General features: G+C 66.6%; 17 protein-coding genes. 5 read left to right on the top strand and 12 right to left on the bottom strand.

The features are described from left to right. Positions 1–656: 656 nt before the first annotated feature. The gene (locus ABD127_RS16960; protein WP_344203716.1) at positions 657–1,019 is read right to left on the bottom strand and encodes a hypothetical protein; all 363 of its coding nucleotides are present in this window, start codon (positions 1,017–1,019) and stop codon (positions 657–659) included. A 247-nt stretch (positions 1,020–1,266) separates the two neighbouring features. On the opposite strand from ABD127_RS16960, the gene ABD127_RS16965 reads away from it, so the two are divergent. Next, complete coding sequence (locus ABD127_RS16965) at positions 1,267–1,656, top strand: hypothetical protein (RefSeq protein ID WP_344203717.1); 390 nt, start codon at positions 1,267–1,269, stop codon at positions 1,654–1,656. A 13-nt stretch (positions 1,657–1,669) separates the two neighbouring features. On the opposite strand, the gene ABD127_RS16970 is transcribed toward ABD127_RS16965, so the two are convergent. From ABD127_RS16970 to ABD127_RS17010, 9 genes are all read right to left on the bottom strand, one after another. After that, positions 1,670–2,053, bottom strand: coding sequence for a hypothetical protein (locus tag ABD127_RS16970; protein WP_344203720.1), 384 nt, complete (start codon positions 2,051–2,053; stop codon positions 1,670–1,672). A 211-nt stretch (positions 2,054–2,264) separates the two neighbouring features. Next, the gene (locus ABD127_RS16975) at positions 2,265–2,726 is read right to left on the bottom strand and encodes a DUF4913 domain-containing protein (protein WP_344203723.1); all 462 of its coding nucleotides are present in this window, start codon (positions 2,724–2,726) and stop codon (positions 2,265–2,267) included. Further along, positions 2,723–4,435 carry a type IV secretory system conjugative DNA transfer family protein gene (locus tag ABD127_RS16980; protein ID WP_344203726.1) on the bottom strand — a complete coding sequence of 571 codons (1,713 nt, stop codon included), beginning with the start codon at positions 4,433–4,435 and terminating at the stop codon, positions 2,723–2,725. The genes ABD127_RS16975 and ABD127_RS16980 overlap by 4 nt, the downstream gene beginning before the upstream one ends. Positions 4,436–4,438: 3 nt before the next feature. Continuing rightward, positions 4,439–6,001 carry an ATP/GTP-binding protein gene (locus tag ABD127_RS16985; RefSeq protein WP_344203728.1) on the bottom strand — a complete coding sequence of 521 codons (1,563 nt, stop codon included), beginning with the start codon at positions 5,999–6,001 and terminating at the stop codon, positions 4,439–4,441. Then, the gene (locus ABD127_RS16990; protein WP_344203730.1) at positions 5,998–7,503 is read right to left on the bottom strand and encodes a YtxH domain-containing protein; all 1,506 of its coding nucleotides are present in this window, start codon (positions 7,501–7,503) and stop codon (positions 5,998–6,000) included. Before ABD127_RS16990 ends, ABD127_RS16985 begins: the two co-directional genes overlap by 4 nt. Continuing rightward, positions 7,496–8,764, bottom strand: a complete 1,269-nt coding sequence (locus tag ABD127_RS16995) for a hypothetical protein (RefSeq protein WP_344203732.1) — start codon at positions 8,762–8,764, stop codon at positions 7,496–7,498. Before ABD127_RS16995 ends, ABD127_RS16990 begins: the two co-directional genes overlap by 8 nt. Next, positions 8,761–9,468, bottom strand: a complete 708-nt coding sequence (locus tag ABD127_RS17000; RefSeq protein WP_344203734.1) for a DUF8175 domain-containg protein — start codon at positions 9,466–9,468, stop codon at positions 8,761–8,763. Before ABD127_RS17000 ends, ABD127_RS16995 begins: the two co-directional genes overlap by 4 nt. Before the next feature lie 5 nt (positions 9,469–9,473). Further along, the gene (locus tag ABD127_RS17005; protein ID WP_344203736.1) at positions 9,474–9,758 is read right to left on the bottom strand and encodes a conjugal transfer protein TrbC; all 285 of its coding nucleotides are present in this window, start codon (positions 9,756–9,758) and stop codon (positions 9,474–9,476) included. Beyond that, on the bottom strand, positions 9,755–10,381 hold the full coding sequence (locus tag ABD127_RS17010) for a DUF6668 family protein (protein WP_344203737.1): 627 nt from the start codon (positions 10,379–10,381) through the stop codon (positions 9,755–9,757). The genes ABD127_RS17005 and ABD127_RS17010 overlap by 4 nt, the downstream gene beginning before the upstream one ends. Before the next feature lie 226 nt (positions 10,382–10,607). On the opposite strand from ABD127_RS17010, the gene ABD127_RS19110 reads away from it, so the two are divergent. The 4 genes from ABD127_RS19110 to ABD127_RS17025 all read left to right on the top strand — a co-directional run bounded on the left by ABD127_RS19110 (position 10,608) and on the right by ABD127_RS17025 (position 13,722). Next, positions 10,608–10,826, top strand: a complete 219-nt coding sequence (locus ABD127_RS19110) for a helix-turn-helix domain-containing protein (RefSeq protein ID WP_425545839.1) — start codon at positions 10,608–10,610, stop codon at positions 10,824–10,826. 160 nt (positions 10,827–10,986) lie between these two features. Then, a complete protein-coding gene (locus ABD127_RS17015; protein ID WP_344203738.1) occupies positions 10,987–11,328 on the top strand; it encodes a hypothetical protein in 342 nt (113 codons plus the stop codon). Between the two features lie 2 nt (positions 11,329–11,330). Then, positions 11,331–12,389 (top strand): M23 family metallopeptidase, encoded by a 1,059-nt coding sequence (locus tag ABD127_RS17020; RefSeq protein ID WP_344203740.1) that lies wholly within the window; start codon positions 11,331–11,333, stop codon positions 12,387–12,389. Between the two features lie 13 nt (positions 12,390–12,402). Beyond that, positions 12,403–13,722, top strand: a complete 1,320-nt coding sequence (locus ABD127_RS17025; RefSeq protein ID WP_344203742.1) for a MinD/ParA family ATP-binding protein — start codon at positions 12,403–12,405, stop codon at positions 13,720–13,722. Between the two features lie 24 nt (positions 13,723–13,746). Here the strand turns inward: ABD127_RS17025 and ABD127_RS17030 are convergent, their stop codons facing one another. Next, complete coding sequence (locus ABD127_RS17030; protein WP_344203743.1) at positions 13,747–14,235, bottom strand: hypothetical protein; 489 nt, start codon at positions 14,233–14,235, stop codon at positions 13,747–13,749. 46 nt (positions 14,236–14,281) lie between these two features. Further along, on the bottom strand, positions 14,282–18,632 hold a 4,351-nt coding region (locus tag ABD127_RS17035), incomplete at its 5' end, for a PA14 domain-containing protein (protein WP_344203744.1).

The raw sequence follows: 18,632 nt of genomic DNA on the forward strand, positions 1-18,632 counted from the left end.
GCTGCGCTTGCTAACGCCATCGGGCGCCCCTGATCCTGAGTGTTCAGTTGAAAAGCTGTGGCGGAGTCACCGATCGCGAAGGTTGGACACCACTACTCGCGATCAATGATCCGCCACAGGTCAGAACACCCTGGAGGGGATCCTGATGTTGGAAACACTAGTCAGTCTGGATGGATTCGGCAGCATCTTGAAGTTTACGGCGGCGCTGCTGTCGTGCGTTGCCGCCACGATCCGCATCGTGAACGGCCTTCGCCGGCGGAAGCGGGGTCCGCATAGCGGCCCCTGCTCCTCCCATCCGGACGACCACGATCTCGTCGCTTGAGAACTGCGGCAACGTGACCGGCCTCTTCGACGGCACGCTGGTCGTCAACCCTCGAAGAGGCCGGCCGGAGCAAGCGTGGAGTGGCTGGCGCGGTTGCGTACGGTGTCGTGCCCATTACTCGACGAGCAGCCCTTGAACGGTCCGTTGGTAGCAGGCGTGGTCGCGCAGGATTTCGGGCATCCTCCCCAGCAGCCGTGAAAGGCCCTTGCGACTGGCTAGGTGAGCCGCTGAGCTAGTGGCCCCGTCGCTACCGTCGGGGCCACCGTTGCTAGCTCTTCACATCTGACCTGCTCCGATTACACGTGCGGCGAAGAATGTTCTTGAGCACCTTGCCTCAAGTGCCCGGTGAGGACGGAAAGGCATCCTGCGGCGCGCTCATGTTGTCGAGCAGCGCCAGGCCTTCGCGCAACGACGAGATGAACGTCGCTAGGTGCTCGACTCCAGGTCGATGCACGACCAGGCGAAGGAAGGCGTGTGGCTTCGCCTGTCCCGCTGGTACTCGGACCTCGACGGCCATCTGGTCGTCCGGCACTCCGCACAGCTGTAGCCGCTCGAGCAGCACGTCGATCGAGAGCTCTTCAGGGCGACGCCGCGGGTCGCGATCCACGGTCAGTCCAGCGGGCGACAGGTTGAAGAACCCGTAACTGACTAAGCGACCGATAGCCCGGCGTGCGTCGCCCTGCTCTTTGGTCAGCATGTGGTCACCGTGGCGGGAGCCACTGGGGCGGGCCGGAACGATCGCCGGAGTAGAGCGGGCCGTCGCACCGTGGGCAGTACTCGATCGCGGATGGGGACTCGTCGATGTCCTTCGGGATCGGTCCTGCGCACTGGGGGCACGTGTTCATGATCCATCGTGGCATCGAACAGGATCACGCCTTCTTGCGACAGATCCGGAGTGGGCACGATCGGCGGACACCGGTGAGCGGTTTCGCTAGCGTTGCGACATGAAAATCCGGCAGGCTGTGGTGGTCGCGCTTCTGACGGGAACGCTCGTTGGGTGCGGTGGCCCGTCGAACATGCGAGACGCTCCGGACCTGCCTGACGTGGAGCTGGCCTACGAGCACGACGTCTTTGCGGAGCGGTCGGATACCGCCTACGTCGAGGCTGAATCCTCAGACCCCGATGTGGTGGAGCGCTACGTGGCCGCGGCTGCGAACGAGATCGCAGCCACCCAGCCGGAGAAGCTTTGGTACATCAGCGTCCTGTGCCCGTCGGACGATATCGAGTCGAACGTCGCAGGCATCGGTGTTGCCGTGTTCGCGCACGGGGACTCCGACGTCTTGGACGCCGGCGACTATGACATTCCGGAGAACCTTTCGTCGAGAGACTGCTAGCCAACCTCGCCGTTCAGGAGCTCTCGAGACGGCGGGGACGCTCCATCCGCACGGGGCCGTAGAACCGCCGCCCCACCCGCACGAAGCCGTACTCGGGTCGCGCGTAGAGCTCGACCCGATCGCCCCAGCAGTCCAGGGTCGTGATGAGTCCGCGGTCGTCAATCTGCTCCAGCACGGCGGCCAAGAGCTCTGTGCCGGCGCGGCGGCCGAGAGGCCATGCGGCCAGGCCCGCCAGGTGGACGGTGTCGGTGCTCGTTCGGGTCAGCACGAGCACCGCGCACGCCTGGTCGTTGGCGAGCATGTGGAGCTCGCGACGGTGACTACGCAGGGCAAGGGGGACGTCTGCCATGGCCAGCGTGAGACCCGCGAGGGCTCCCCCGAGGATGCCGGCGAGCACGCTGGCAGGGGCGGCGCCGGGGCTGTTCGGGAGGCCGGCGTAGAGCCAGACCGCGACTGTGACCTCGAGACCGAGGAGCGGGCCGAAGGCTCTGGTGCGCCGGGACCACCAGTGGGCCCGAGCGATGATGGCGGCCGCTCGCCACGCGTGACGGCCAGTTCGAAGATGCGTTGGGATTTGCTTCACCTAGGTGATATCGGCGGCGGGCTGTTCAGTCGTCAGCAGCGAACAGCTCGGCCGGGGCAGGCGTTGACGGGATGACGCGATCGCGCTCCGTGTCGTGGCCCTTCTTGATCGCGCACCCCTTGAAGATTCCGTTGGGGTCGGTCAGGAGCCCCATGTGGTAGTCGGCGTGGTCGCGAAGCCAGACCGAGATCCCGGTCGCCGGATCGAGGCGCAGATGCTCGAACGAGCGGTGCAGCGCCTCCAGGCGAACGATCGCGGCCGGGTGACGCCACCACTCGGGGCACCACGTCTTCGACGACACCTCGACGTCGGTCCACAGCATCTCGAGCAAGAACTCCTGCACGAAATCGTCGAGCGTGGCGTACCTGGGGGGAGGTTCTTCGCCTGGTGCCTGGTCGGGGACGTCCTCGAGCTCGAGCTCGGCGCCGATCGTGTCGACGGGTTCCTCCCCCTCGGCCCACTCCCCCACGCCGCGCGGCGAGGTCACTGCGCCGTCCCCGGCGCGTAGGTGTTGATCGAGGCCTGCACAGCCTCCCGGTCGGGACCCTCGTACCAAGGCTGAGACCGAGCGAGCACAGGAACAGCGCCCGAGGCCAGGACGACCATGCGACCTCGATCGAGCGCCGCGAGGTCGGCGACGTCGAGGATCTTGTCGGTGCGGTGCTGGCGCGAGACCGATCGGCCGCTGGAGCGCTGGTACGACGTCGACGACTCGACGTGTGAGTAGTCCCCGATCAGCTGGGCGAGCTCGCTGAGGAACTCGACCTCACTGACACCGCCGCCGTAGACCTTCACGTTGGAGGCCGACCACAGCTTGCGCATGCCCTCACGACCCCACGCCTCGACGCCTTGGGACCACGACTGCAGGAACGTCAGCATGTTCACGCCGCGCGAGCCGTAGTGGGAGTACAGGTTGGGCAGCTCCGACCAGCGGCACACGTTCGCGGCCTCGTCGAGCACCACCACCATCGGCACCTGCAGACGACCTGACGGCTGACGCTTTGCGTGCTCCTCGGCGGCCTCGCACACCGCCACGGTGAGCGCGGTGACCAGAGGGCCGGCGTTCCCGCGACCCTCCTTGGAGAGGCTGTAGAGCGTGTCGGTCGTGGCCACGAACGCCTCAGGACTGAAGTGCAGTCCGCCTCCAGCTGGCGTCACCCAGCGGGTCGCCTGGCGGTTCGTCAGGAACGACGCGACTTGCTGGGCGGTGCCGAACACGCCGGCCCGCTGCTTGTCCGGCGAGCCGACCACACCGCGCACGGAGGCTGCCGGCAGCGGGTAGTTGTGCCGATCGAGGATGCCTGCGGCGGTGTCGTCGTTGGGATCGGTGATCCATACGTACACGTCGGTGATCGGGCGAGAGTCGAGCGCCGCGGCGAGCAGCAGGTTTCCCAGGAGCTCGAGCGCGGCGGAGTCGAAGTAGGCGTCGGTGCGCGCGTCGGCGCGGCGGCTGGCCGTCGCGAAGATCTCCGCTAACGCCTGCGCCTTGGTCTCGTCGGTGACGTACGAAAGCGGGTTCCACCACCAGGTGGGTGCCTCGCCCGTGAGGCCCTGCGGATCGAAGATCCACACCCGACCCTCGTGAGCTCGCACGCCCCGCGTTGCGTCGACGACGTCGCGCTTGTTGCTGGTGGTCACCACGGCGCCTGGCGCGGCCAGGATCGCCGGAATGACCCGGCTGGTGGTCTTGCCGGTGCGGGGGCCGGCGATGTCGATGCTTACGGCCTCCCAGTCCTGATAGAGCGCGGCGCCGGTGGCCACGGACCTGCCGATTGGCAGGCCCGGACCGGCGGCGACGCCGAGGCGCTTGGCAGCGCCGGAGGTCGACTTGTGCGTCAGGGGCGCGATCGCGCGGCCGCGACCCATCCGAGAAGCGGCGCGATCGACGCGACCTCGAGCACCCCGGCGGCGCAACAGCAGCGCCATGGTCCCTGCTGTCAGCACGAGCAGCACAACGCCCAGCAGGACGGCGACGACCGTCGACGAGCCGGTCCACGGCACGTCCCCACTGAACGTTCCGATCACCACGGTGAACGGGTTGGCACCCGGGCTCGGGCGGTCGTCGACGAGCGCCGACAGGTGAGCGGTGGCGTAGATCCCGCCGCCGGCGACGACCACGACGGATAGGAAGACGCCCAGCAGGACGGCCTCAGTGTCGGCCGAGGGAGCGTTGCGCGGTTGCTTGATCGACGACATGAGTCATCCCACCTGCGCTGCAGGCCGGTCGACCTGCGCCCACCGCTTGTTGGTGTCGTTCACGGCACGCTCGGCCTCGGTGAGCTGCACCTGTACGGGGATCCCCGGTCGGGAGCCGACCTTGATGAGGAACTTCCCTCGAGCAGGGGGCGCCGACGTGCCGCCGGTGTCCCAGGTCGCCGGCGACGACCAGGACATGAGGAGCTGCTGCTCAGCCTGGGACATACCCACGGCTGTGGTGAGGTCCTTCATCTCGCCCTCGGGCAGACCGCCACAGACGACGAAGCCAGCGCGCTCGACGAACCCTCGGGCCTTCATCCGGTCCTCGGCGTTGGGCAACGCCTGCAGGTCCGACATGGTGTGCGAGATCATCGCCTGACCCACGCCCATCTGGCGGTTGAGCCGGGTCAGCGCGTCGACCCGGTCGACCATGCCCGGGCCAGAACGCAGAGCACGCCACAGCTCGTCCAAGACGATGAAGTAGCGGCGCTGCGGCTCCAGACCGGCGTCGGCCAGCGCGTGAGAGACGTTGATCGCGCCGAACCCGGTCGACCAGCACGCCATCAGCGTGGCCGCCTGCAGGTCCTTGTCGGACTCGTCCACGGCCGACACGTCGAAGACGACCGGGCGGCCCAGGTCCATGGCCACCGACGTCGGAGCGTTGAACATGGTGCCGAGCCGGTCGTCGCCGGTCAGGGCCATCAGGGACGCCTCGAGGTCGTGCGTGGCGTCCCGGTAGCGGTCGATGTCGCCCCGATCGAGCGCTACCCGGCGCAGCTCCTCGGGAGCCTCGCGGATCACCTCGAGGAGATCTCCGAGGATCGGCACCCCGTCGTGCTTCTCGTCGAGCACCCGCAGCGCGGCGCTGACGATGTTCTCCTCATGGACCGTCGGCGGGGTGCGCCGGGCGATGGTCAGCAGGGCACCGACCATCGTCTCTCGACGAGCCTTCATGTCGGCCAGAACGGCGATCTTGGCCTTGCCCTGCAGTCGCTCCGCAGCGTGCGCGGCGCCGCCCGGGTCAAGCACGTTCAGGCCGCCTCGGCCTCGGCCGAGGCGGATGACCTGCCCGCCCATCGCCTCGACGAGGTCGACGTAGTCGGGCTTGAGGTCACCGAAGAACATCGGCAGGACGCCGAAGCCCGACAGGCCCAGGGACATCCGACGCACGAGCGTCGACTTCCCCAGGGCCGGCAGGCCCAGCACGAACATCGACGGATTCAAGATCAGCGAGGTTCGCTCGAACCACGAGATCGGATCGCAGCAGACGGTCGACCCGTGGCCGTTCGGCCCCAGGTATCGACCCAGCGGGACGCCGATCGTCGGAACCCCAGATCCGGCGGCGAACGGCCACAGACCGCACACCTGCACCGTCGACCCACGCCAGTCGGTCGGCGGGCTGATGTAGCTCGCTGCCCCGGCCCCCTGGCCAGACCAGCCGCGGGCACCGACCCGTGACGGCCTCTTGGCGAGCGCAGCGCGCATCGCCTGGTCGGCCTCGTAACGCTCGCGTTCGGCGAGCTGGGCCGGCGTGAAGTCGGCCTGTTCCGAGCGGCGGCGCTTCACAGGTACTCCCTGACCTCGATCGGCACCCGCGAGTGCGCCGGCAGCACCAGGCCCAAAGGCAGGCCTGCAGCGAACGCCGGTGCCTGCGACCCGTAGGCCGGTCGCATCAGCAGGCGCGCCGTCGCTGACAGCGACTCCAGCGCCACGGCCGCGTCAGTCATGCGGGACTCGTCCAAGACGGTCGCCGTGGCGATCAGGGCGAAGTCGGTCAGACCCGCACCGCGGGCCTCCTCCGCAGCGGTCTGATAGGCCGCTGCTCGGGCTCCCATCGCCCTGGCGGACGGCCGCTTGGACGAGCTGACCTTGACGTCGGAGACCCGCTTGTCGCGCTCGACGGTGTCGGCGGCCCTACCCGCGCTGACGGGTCGGTACAGCAGCGAGATCCGCTTGCGGTCGATGTCGGAGTGCGGGCTCAGAAGACGAGCCAGCACCGACGAGTAGACCTCACCGCGGGGGGCCACGGACATGAACCAGGTCCTCGAGACCGCACCGTCGTGGAAGTAGTGGTCCCAGTGCTCCTCGGCCGCGGCTGGGCCGACGCCGTCGCTCCAGGTGATCTCGGGATCGCGGCTTTCGTCGCGGGCCAGATCGAAGTCCGAGATGGCCTGGGGGTCGTACGCGGTGCGAACGATCTCGCACAGCTCGGCCGCGGTCACCGGTGTTGCAGCACCGGCTCCGGTCGCGTTCGACAATGACTGCGTCATCGTGGCCAGTCGGCTGCCGATGTCGCGGGCCATCTCGTCGGCGTCGCGACGCTTGCCCGACGGGGTGCGGCCACTGAACGTGACTGAGACCCACGCCCGGTCCTGGCTCGAGCCGGACGGGTAGTCGTTCATGACCTCGTTGAGCATCTGCGTTGCGAGCTCGGGAGCGTCGTTCGCTTCTCGCATCCGCGAGCTGACTTCACGGCGAAGACGCGCGCCAGAGTCGGGCGCGGTCTCGACCGTGACCTGCGCGGCCACGACCCCGAGCTCGTTGCCGAGGTCGGCGAGCCACTGTCCCCAGCCGGCCACCCACGCGTCGATCTGGGACTGGTCGACCAGGGATGCGCCATCAGGCGTGACCGACATCGTCACGCTGTAGTGACCGACCTGGGGGTACTGCAGCATCGCGAACGGTCGCCCGTAGGCGTCCTGCGCCTCGTGCAGCACCGTGGCGGCTAGCAGGCCAGGCAGCTGGTAGGTGCCATGGTCGGTCCGCCCGAGCGGTCCGGACCGGTAGACCGTCGTGCCGCCGCGGCGCGCTCGCCACCAGCTGACGCGGGTGGCCACGCGCGATCCCGCGGTGCGGCCGTGCCGGTCCTTGACTGCCATCAGCGCCACCAGGAGAAGCCAGATCGGCAGCCAGATCAGGAACGGCACCCAGATGCGCAGCGCGACGAGGAACACCGCGACCAGCGCCCCGCCGAACACCACGACAGTGCCGGCAGTGCCCAGTCCCGGCAGGCCCGGCGACTCGGGACGGCGGAAGTTGCCGTAGGTCCGTTGTTCGACGTTACTCACCCTGAACCCCCCTGTTCGAAGCGGACTTCACGGCGCCTGCAGCCGCCTGCCCGGCGACCATGGCCGCCGCGGCCGGGCCCGCTGCGGCAGCGGCCCCACTGCCAGCTGCGGCTGCACCCCCGCCGCTGGCGGCGCCAGCGCCCTTGCCGGCCGCGGCCGGCGTCGAGGACACCAGCCGCCCCGAACCCCCGCCAGCGGTCGTCGACCCAGCCGGCGCTGACGAGACATGCGGTGCTGGAGCAGCGCCCGTGGGGCCAGACGTCCTGCCGCCGCCACCTCCACCGCCGCTCATCATGCTCGCCGCGCCCATCGCGGCTGCGCCGCTAGCGGCACCGCCGGACGACCCGGCAACCGCCGACGTCGCCGGCACCACGAGCCGCATCGTCGCCGGGAGCGCGAAGATCGCGATGCACATCATGCAGATGCCCACGAGCGCGCCCTGGAAGCCGTCAGCAGCCCAGTCCATCGAGAGCGCCGAGGCGTAGATGATCGCGGCCGCGGGCTTGTAGAGCATGAACGCGATTGCCCAGGCCATCGTCTTGCCGAACCACTGCCGGCCGCCCTCGGTGTTGGTCATGGACGCGCTCAGAGGCAGGACACCGGCGAGCACGATCAACACCGCAGACCGGAAGTACATCAACACGATTTGGACCGCAGTCGTCAGAATCGCGATCAGCCCGAGAATGATGACGAGCATCGGCGCGAGAGCCGGTGCTCCGGTTGCCGCGCCGGTTGCGGTGACACCGCCGAACAAGTTGGCGAGAGCTGTGTCGAAACTGCCATCCTGTGTCGATTTGCTGATGATCCAGGCCGAGAAGTCATCACCTGCCTTCACGCCAGCGCCGATGAAGATCAGCGTGCCTGCGGAGACGAGCACCAGTTGCATCAGGGACCGCAGCAGCTCCTTCAACGGCTCGCCGCGCTGCTCCCACGCGGTCTTCATCCCGCCGATGATGACGCTGAGGACGGCGAGAGCCGCCATGAACCAGAACAGGTTCCCCTGCACACGCTCCGCGGCCGAGCCCTCGCCCAGCCCTGGCGTCGGAACCTCCACCCACATCGTGGCCAGCGAGATCAGCACATCAGCAACAGCCTCGCCGACCGAGTCCGCGATGTTCTGAACCACGTCCCCGGCGACAGATGAAATTCCGTCCTGGACCACTCCCGTGCCCGTGTCGATGATGGTTTCGCCGATCTTGCAAGCCGGAACGATGTCCGGGCACAGATCGACAGCGGGCAAAGCGGCCGCGGGGCCGCTCATGCTCCGCTCCACTCGACGAATGACGTCAAATTTGCGACAGGAACCGGCGCCGTCAGTCCTTCGGCGGCGTAGTACTTCCAGTCACCATCGTCCCATCGAAGATCAACCGGGAACGCTGCGAATGTTCCTGCAGCGGGACCCGTGCTGTACCGGTGCACGATCTGAATCAGCGCCTGATCTTCGGAGATCGAGTCCACACGAAACGCCACGATCTGACTTACGTTCGGTGCAGTGAGTTCGACGAGATCCGCCTCGGGGAAGTCGGCAAGTGCCTCGAGCTGCGCAGCGCCGGGGCCGGCCACACGGAGGTCAACGAGCTGTCTGTAGTCCATGCCCGGAGTGGATAGATCAATCGCGAAGGACGCGGCGGCAAGAACTGCACCTTCCGATGAGCGTCCGTAGCAGTGATGGACGCCGGCAGTCTCCTCTGCTGGCCCAGCTGCACCTGATGGGAGGGCGTAGGTGTTGATGAGCTCCCACTCGACGTCGGCGGGTGGCTCTGTCAGCTTCTCGAGGTCGCCGTCGGGAAGGTCGCACTTGGAGGAGCTGTCGGCCGAGGTGGGGCGTGCGGTTGGGCTGGTGTCTGTCTCGTCCCCGAGGAGCGCGCGGCCAGTGAGCACCGCGCCCGCGACGATGATGACGCCCACCACGAGTGCGGAGGCGATGAGAGTGGCCCGTCGTGGCGAGCCGTTCGACCTGGCCATGGCGGTTAGAGGATCGCGCCGACGAGAGCGGAGGCCGAACCGATGACGATGGCTCCGGCCATGACCCAGCCGAGGCGGGAGACCGACTGCCCGCCCTCGCCGCGCTGCATCTGGACCGCCATCATCGCGCCGGCGATGATGACGCCGAGCACGCAGACCGCGGCGGCGATCCACGCGGCCCACTGCAGAATCGTGATGATGCCTTCCGAGCCAGGCGGGGCGGTGCCGGACCCAGGGTCCGGCACCTGAGTCACGTAGTACGCGAGCTGCGCGGCGATGGTCTCGGTCATGACTGCTCCTCGGGTCGTGCGATCAGGCGGTGGATTTCGGACTGGGCTGACTGGAAGGCCTTGGGAATGCCGGCGTCGAGTGCTGCGAGACCCGCACGGCGCAGGTCCTCGAACCACGGCAGCACCCAGTGATGGGGAACAGAGCCACTGACGACCTTCATGAAGTCCGCCAACGGCCTCGGGAGGCGGCCGGGTGCGTCGGCGACCCAGGCCAGACCGATCACCCGCACCGGTGGGGTGGCTCCGGCTGCCCACGCGACGGCGGCCGCCTGGGCGGCTGTGATGCCGGCAAACGACGTCCGCGCGACCAGGAGCACTGACGGCGTCGCCGTCAGCTGGGGCCACCGGTGGTCGGTGGCAGCGCCGCCGACCACTTCGGCCAGCGTCGACTCCCCCGCTCCCCCGTGTGCGCCGACGATCCAGACGCTGGAGCTCGTCGACGGTTCGAACGTCGCCAGCCGGTCCGCGCGACGAGGTGGAGTCAGGCCAGGGTGCGGACCGGCGGCCCCGGTCCGCGTGACGGCTCGCTGGGTAGCCGCAGCAGGCGGCGGCGCAGGCGCGCTGGGAGAGGTCGGTGGCTCGGAGCCGGGATCCGGCACCCATGGATTTGGCACTGCTGTCACCTCGTGGCCCCCATCCTTCGTGACTAGCCAGGCATGGCCTGAAGGAACTATATGTGGTTATGCTGCACTATCGGCTTGGCAATCTCAACCTATCCTGACATGTCTAGTTATCGTTTAAACAGTCTCATCGATCAATTTAGGGGGGTGTGGTGCGGCGATCGTTGTGAAGGGGGAATATTGGGTCTCCGACTGAAAGGCGATGCGCGTGGATGAGCGACAGACCGGAATGCTCACCGTGGCGGAGGTAGCTCGGTGGCTTTCTGTTTCTGACCAGACCGTGCGCAAGCTCGCCAGCGATGACCAGATTCCTCACGTGCGACTGACTGGCCGTGCCTTGAGGTTTGATCGAGAACAGCTGCAGGAATGGATCGACCAGCGCACGCGAGGCGCCGACCGGGGACCCCGGGTCCCCGAGCCTCGCGGCGAGCTCGTCGACGAGGACTAAGCGACTCGCTGCATCAGCCGTCGTTGCCATGGCGCTAGTCAGCACGACGGCATGCGGTGGGGGCGGCGACAGCGACGCCCGGTCGACCGCCGAACCGAGCCCGACATCGATCTACGGCCTCGAGGACGAGGACACCGGACAGACCATCACGCCCGAGCCCGTGCCCAGCTGGGATGAGCAGTCGCGCGACGACGCCACTCAGGCCGCCGACCGTGCGATGGAGCTGTACGCGCGGCCGGGCGTCAGCCAGAGCACATGGGCGGGCGAGCTCGCCCCGCTGATGACCGCGCAAGCGCAGCAGGACTACTCCTACGTCGACCCCGTGGCGATCGCCGCCACCAAGGTCACCGGCCCCGCCACGATCGTCGAGGAGCCCAGCCCACAGGTGGTGCACGTCAGCGTGCCCACCGACGTCGGCACCTACACCGTGCTCCTCATCCGACAGGGCCAGAACGAGCCCTGGCTCGTCAGCAAGTTCACGCTCCCGGAGGGACTGAACTAGGCATGTCTCGACCTACCGGAGGACTCCTGATCGGCGCCGCGGCCGCGCCGCTGGTACTCATCAGCGTCATTCTCGGCCTCGTCATGGCCGTGGGCGGCGCCCAGCAGAACTGCAACAGCGGAGGCACCCGACCTGTCGGCGTGGTCGTCGACCCGGCCTCGATCCCCGAGGGAACCGCGATCGCCGGGTACGGCAAGGCCCAGCTCATCAACGCCGCGGCGATCGTCGAAGCAGGGCAGGCGCTCGGCCTCGACGTCCGTGACCAAACCATCGGCGTCATGACCGCGATCGGCGAATCGAGCCTGCAGGTCATCGGCTACGGCGACGCTGCCGGCCCCGACTCACGAGGCCTGTTCCAGCAGCGCGACAACGGCGCCTGGGGCACCTACGAAGACCGCATGGACCCATTCATCAGCGCCACCAACTTCTTCAAGGCGCTGTCGAAGGTAGAAGGTCGACCCTTCCTCGAGCCCACGATCGTCGCGCACCGCACCCAGAACAACGCCGACCCCTACCACTACGCCAAGTACTGGACCGCCGCCGTGCAGATCGTCGAGTACCTCGCCGGCGTCGACACCCCACTGATCGAAGCACTCGGGAACACGATCTGCTCCACCCTGCAGACCGCCAACGGCCAGGTCAGCGCGAGCGGTTGGGCCAACCCCGCCGCCGGCCCACTGACGAGCCAGTTCGGCATGCGCACCAACCCCGTCACCGGCGTCTACCGACTCCACGCAGGAACCGACTTCGGAGGCGGCGGCTGTGGAGGGCCAATCTGGGCCGCCCAGTCCGGCGTCGTGACGTTCGCCGGGTTCGACTCCGGCGGCAACGGCACGATCAAGATCGACCACGCCGGCGGCATCACCACGGCGTACCTGCACATGTTCGAAGACGGGATCCTCGTGCGCGAGGGCGACAACGTCCAAGCCGGACAGCAGATCGGCCGCGTCGGCAACTCAGGCAACTCGACCGGCTGCCACCTCCACTTCGAGACACGAGTCCTCGGAGAGCCCACCGACCCAGTCCCGTTCATGGCCCAATTCGGCATCACCCTCGGATAACCAAGGAGCCCTCATGGAACCCCAGCACCAGCCAGCCATCGAAGCAACCGTGCACAACAGTGGACGTGCGGACCTGACGATCGAAGGTGCCACCTCCGCCCTGCAGGCCGACTCCGTCCAGGAGGCCCGCTCGCAGATCCTCGACCGTGTCGCTGCCTACGCGCGCGAAGTCGACCACGCCGTCGACGCGGTCATGCGCGACCCCGAAGGGGTCTGGCCGCTGCGGATCAGTCCCGACGGGACCGTGTCCGAGGGCGTGCGGCCGCTGCGTGCCGTCCCGGCGCCGCCGGCCGAGCCCGTGAGCTCGACCAGCGCCGAACTGGCGCCCTTGCCCGCTCCACCCCCGCTCCCCGCTCCCCTGGCCGAGCCGGGTCGCCGGCACGCGGCCGAGCGGCGCCGCTCGTTCCTGACCGATCAGCGCGCGGAGGACCCCGCAGCGCGCGGCCTTCGCGGTGCGCTCAACCGCGCGGGCCTGCGCACCCAGCCCAGTGCCGCTGAGCGCGCCGAGCGCGAGGACGTCCAGGCCGTCTCCCAGCACTGGCCCGGCCCCCGCACGGTCGCGATCGTCAACGGGAAGGGCGGTGCCGGTAAGACGCCCGTCACCGTCCTGCTCTCAGCGGTCTTCGCCCGCTACGGCGGCGCCGGCGTCCTCGCCTGGGACAACAACCAGACACGCGGCACGCTCGGATGGCGCACCGAGCAGGGCCCCCACAGCGGCACCCTGCTCGAGCTCCTGCCCCAGGTCGACCGCCTCCTGGGCGCCAGCGCCCAGTCGGCCGACCTGGCCCACTACGTGCACCACCAGACCCGCGACCGATACGACGTCCTGCGGTCCAAGCCAATGGTCCTGGCCGAGGAGCAGCGCGTAGAGCCTGCCGACGTCGACGCGATCCACGCCGTCGCGTCGAAGTACTACCGCCTGATCTTCATCGACTCCGGCAACGACGAGTCCGATCCGATGTGGCTGCGGATGATCGACCACGCCGACCAGCTCGTCGTGGCCACCACGACACGCGACGACCACGCAGAGGCCGGCGCCCTCCTGCTCGAGGCGCTGGCCGATCGCAACGAGCAGGGCGCACAGCTCGCCTCACGAGCCGTGGCGATCGTCAGCCAGGCCGACCCCAAGGCCTCCAAGGCCGACGTCGCCCGCGTCACCAGCGGATACCGAGACATCGCCCGCGACGCCATCGCCATCCCGTTCGACCCCGCAATCGTTGACGGGCACCTCCACTACGGCGCCCTGCGGGAGTTCACGCAACGTGCCTTGCTGGCAGCATGCGCGGCCGTCGCAAAAGGATTCGCAAGCACAACGGGTGACAACGTCGACTGACATTCATTGTGGTCCCGCCGGAGGCTACTTTGAGGCCGCGGTTAGGAACCGCACCACACCGCCCATCGCTAGCGAGGTGAGCAAACTGGCTGTGGCGACGCCACAGGAAAGAAGCAAGACGTCAACAAGGTTCCATCCAGGCGCGTAGACGCCCACGATGACCCCAACGACAGTGGCGGCAGCCGTCACCGGTAGCGCGGTCCGAGCGACGCTTGACTTCGATGCACCCACTCCGGCACCTCGAAGGTCGCCGGCCTGGACGGTCAGCAGCAGGCGAAAGCCGAGCCCGATGGCAATCAAGGCGAAAGGCAACGCCAAGAGGTCGCTCCCTTCCTTCCTTGCCAGGAGCACCTGCAGCAGCAACAGCCCTGATGCCGCTGCCGCCATCAGATAGGAGGTAGCGAGCCGCCGAGCTGTCGTCTGAGGTCCGACGCGCTCGGAGTTTCGGGCCATCCACGATGATTCGTAAACCATCCATACTAGAAAGATTGCAGGAAAAACAACCAGACTCATCTCAACTCCGAAGTCAAGCCCCTACAGGCGACGGTCCAACTGCATGTCAGAAAATTGATCGAAGACCGTTGTAGATCTCTCCGGCGAACCCGCCCAGAATTACACAACCGGGACCGCCGCCCTTCAATGCACACACAGCCGTTACGCCACCGCCGAGAGACCAGCTGCCGATCGCAGTGTTGCAGTCACGTTGGGTGCCATTGTGGCAAGTGTTCAGGATATCTAGCCACTCCAGAAAGCTGTAAGCCTTCGAATCTGGCCCCGTGTCGTTGTTGCTTGCCAAGCTAACCGCTTGACGTGAGGACGTCGCCTTGGGCACGGCCTTCATGGAGCGAGACACGGTAGGTCGACTCCGAGTGGCCTTCTTAGCAATCACAACCACGGCTCGCGATTTCATCGACTTGACCATGGACTTCGATTTGCTACGAACAATACGAGCGCCGTGTTTCATCACGGCCTTGCCGCCCATGCCGCGCATCTTCTTACCGGCAGTCCCGTCAACGTCCTCGAGGTTGATTGGGTCAAGCGGATACACGTAGGCATTCTCAACACCACCGTCAACTGGGTCCGGGGAGAGAAACCGTCCGAGAGCGGATGAGTAGGGCCGGGCCCCCATATCGGTGATGTTGAGGTCTGAAGCGGTCTCCGTGATGCGACCGGCCCCCTGATGCCAACCTGATGAATCCGGTGTTCCAGACGGACCAACAGGAGCGTCGGATTCCGCCGTACCGAAGTCCAGAGTCACCGGATCCATCTTCTGGCCGAACGGATCGAACACCATCATTGGCCCAACGCTCGCGGCCGCATCCAGCGTTGTCACGAGTGAGTGGCCCAGAAGGTTGGAATAGACCCAAGTCGTACCGGTCGACTGGATGTTCATGGTGACACCCCCTGGCAGCTGAGAGGTCGTGCTGGTAACGAGACCTGCAGCGTCTACCTCGGCCATTGGAGCCGAGCCCGAGGTGTCGTACAGGTACCGAACTGTGGCGGAAGCCGTACCCGGAGCCGAGACGGTTCGCGACACCAGCCGGTCGCTGACGTCGCGGACCAGCGTAGAAGTCGTGCCGTCGGGAAGAGTGGAGGATGTATGCCGTCCTGCGCTGTCCCACGTCAGGCTGGCGGAGCCGAGCTTCGTCGTGTTACCGAAAGCGTCGTACTCAAGCTCTGCCCCAGGTTCGCCCACGCCAACCAAACCATCGGTCACGGTTGACGCGCCCACCGGAGCATTATCGGTCTCCATCGACGTCAGCCGGTCGGCGTTGTCGTAGCAGTAGCTCGCGAAGTAGGCATTGTCGGTGTCGCCGTTCTTGACGTCACGGAAGGAGGTTCGGTTCCCGTTCAGGCCAGCTCGCGTCTGCGAACCGCAGCTGTTGAGTCCCGCATACTCGTAGGTCAACTCATGGTGAGGAATGGTGGCCTTCACCAGACGGCCAGCAGAGTCGTAAGAGAACGTCGACTCATTTATCTCGCCGTCGCGCGCAGCCGTGTGCTGAGCCACCTTTCCTGACTGCGTCAGAACACCGCTCTCGACGATCGGTGAGCCTGCCGCGAACTCCCAAGTTCGACCCACGATGACCCCAGCCTGATTCCGGAGATACTCCCCGGTGCTGGACCCGTTGGCGTAGTCAACATGCGACAGGCGTCCGCCGGTGAACGTGGAATCTGCCACCGGCACTCCGTTGATCGTCACCAAGTCAACATTCTTGTCAGCGTCGTAGGCGAACTGAGTCGTTCGAATCGTGGCACCGGCGTACGTCGTCGACTTCTGTGTAACCAACGACGAGTGCGATTGGTACGACGTCGTGGTCTGCGCACCCCACACGTCTGTGTACGAGACGACCCTCCCGAGAAGGTCAGACACCGTTGTCACGGTTCCGCCGTTGGGCGAACCGACGACAGCATTGTCCGAAACGGCAATCGATGAGCCGGACACTGTTGGCGCGTAGGTGGTCGTAACGGTCCGGTCCGGAGCGCCGACCGTTGTCTGGTAGGTCTGGTGCGTAACGCGTCCACGGTCGTCGTACGTCGTGCAGTTCCAAGCGGTGAAAGTGCTCGCTCCTGTCGCGTAGCGTGTGCCGGCGATACGGCCCCACACGTCGTACACGTACTCCGTTTTCAACCCGCCAGGGTCAGCCGATTGCTTCAGCATTCCAAACTGTGACGCTCCGGCCGTCACGCCACACACGGCAGCGGGGGCGCCCGTGGCGGTGCTCCCCCCAGTATCGGCGTAGTACTGATAGGTGCTCCCCGCCGCACCGGAGGCCGTCTGAGCCGGCAACTTCTTGCCTTCAAGCCGAAGCCAGCCGGTAGCTCCCGGCTGCTCGTACGAGAACGTCGTTTCCAGCGTGCTTGTCCCGTCCGACGTACTTCCGGAGGTGGCAGCTCCAAGCCACGGATGCTGGAAAGAGCTCGTCAGCGTTCGCGAAGGTGCCGTTGAACCGGCCACAGGCGACGAATCAGCATTGGTAGAAGACGTAACGAGTCCATAGTCAGGTGACAGAGCGCTCCCCGGGATGATTGCCGCCTGCTCCGTTCCCCGCTGCCAGTACAGCCGCAGGCTTGCTGGGCCTGATGCCTGCGAGTACTCGACGCGAATCTTCTTGGACTCGTTAGGTTCCGAAATCGCAACAGTTGCAACCGTTGACGACCAGTCTTCAGCACCCCCGGGCCACCGCTGCGATACGAGAAGATCGTCTACCCAGACGCGGGCGCCATCGTCAGCCATGGTTCGGAGCGTGTAGGTGCCCGCATCCGGGAACGTCACTCTTCCGGTCAGGCGAACGCTCCATTGTGTAGGACCGATACCTGAAGGCGGAGCCAGCTGACCGGTCCAGCCAGTATCGACCCTGCCGTCACTCAGGCCGGGAAGTCCATGCGCCATGACCTTCGGGGCGCCAGCAAGATTCGGGTTGCTGTAGTACGACGCGAACAGCCCAGGCATGCCACCGTCATAGACCGTGGATTCCGACGGGACAATTGTCTCGCATTCGACTTTCGGACGCCCTGTTGACGCGAAGCAGTCTGATGCCGCTGGGCCGTATGACTCGGTCGCTCGGTCCGTCCACTTGTCGTAGATCGTGGTGGCCTTCGCCCCCCACGGATCGGTCGAACTCATCAGAAGGTCCTTCGTCGCGTGCCAGGACTTCGTCGAAACTAGGCCCATTTGCGAGGTGAGCGTGGTCGCCCGCCACGCGGTGTCGAATCTTGCGGTGAACGAATGTGCGCCAGCGGGAGTGACCAGCAGTTCGTTCACGTGAGTGATGCCGTCGGCCCATGGTGCAGCACCCTGGGCGTACTCGTAGCTTCGCCCCTGGCAGGTCGCAGGGTCCGAGGGATTTCCGCAGGCTGGAATGACCTCGACGGCCTTGTTGCCCGGCCCGTATGCAATCGAGGTATAGGCTCCCGGGCCGCCGTTGAGTCCCTGAATGACTTGATCGGCCGCGTCGGACGCCATTACGTGGGACAAGCGCTTGGCTCCGTCGTAAACGAACGCTGACATCTCGAGCCCAGGATCGATGATGGCCGCGAGTTGCCCGTTGCTGTTGTAGTAGAGGCCGCTTGACGTCCCGTCGGGATACTCAATCTGGCACAGCATGCCGGCGGGCGGTGGCGCGTAGCCGCTGGGCGCGGCAGGACACGCCGCGCCATTGATGCCTTGATACGACAGGGTGACCTTTCGGTCGTAGCCGCCAGTGGCGTTTTTCGAGACGGGGTCCACGATCGCCACGACGTAGCCACCGAAGTAGATCGGCTTAGGTGCCGCTGGCTTCCTCGCATCGGCCGGACTGGTCACTGACTCGACGCCGCCATTGGCCGCGAAGCTCACCACGGTCCCGTCTTCGTCCAGATAGGTGACCTGGCCGCCCTCCGAGACGGCCGCCGTCCCATACTCGCCCGCCGGAGCGGCATAGCCGCCGGCCGACGTCTTCTTGAATGTCGTTGTGGTACCCGTGTCCTCGGTGAGGATGATGGCGTCCGTCTCAAGTTTGGCTCTCACGAGTGAGGTCAGGTCGCCGGTCAGCGGAGCCGACGTGCTCCATCCGGCCGGAAGCACTTGTGGCTTCCGGCTGAACCAGTCCGGAGGAACGACGAACTCTTTACCAGAAGGAGTCCGTACCCACAGCTCCATGTAGGAGTTTTCCGTGCGCTCGAAGTAGTCGACTTGGATTGGCACGGCGGTGTCGTTCGTGAAGGAGACGGTGTCGCCCCAGACGACCCCGGTGATGTCAGGCGTCCAGCCATTGAAAACCTGGGTATGGCTCGCACCGATCCAAACCTTCGCTCCCCCGTCGCGGCGGACGCCGAAACGGTAGTCACCCTGCTCCCCTCCCGGTGCGGCGGGCACGCGGATCAGACCGTCCCAACGCGCCATGAAGTAGTCGGAGGGAACGCCGTCA

The organism is Aeromicrobium alkaliterrae, assembly GCF_039529015.1.
Lineage (GTDB): Bacteria > Actinomycetota > Actinomycetes > Propionibacteriales > Nocardioidaceae > Aeromicrobium > Aeromicrobium alkaliterrae.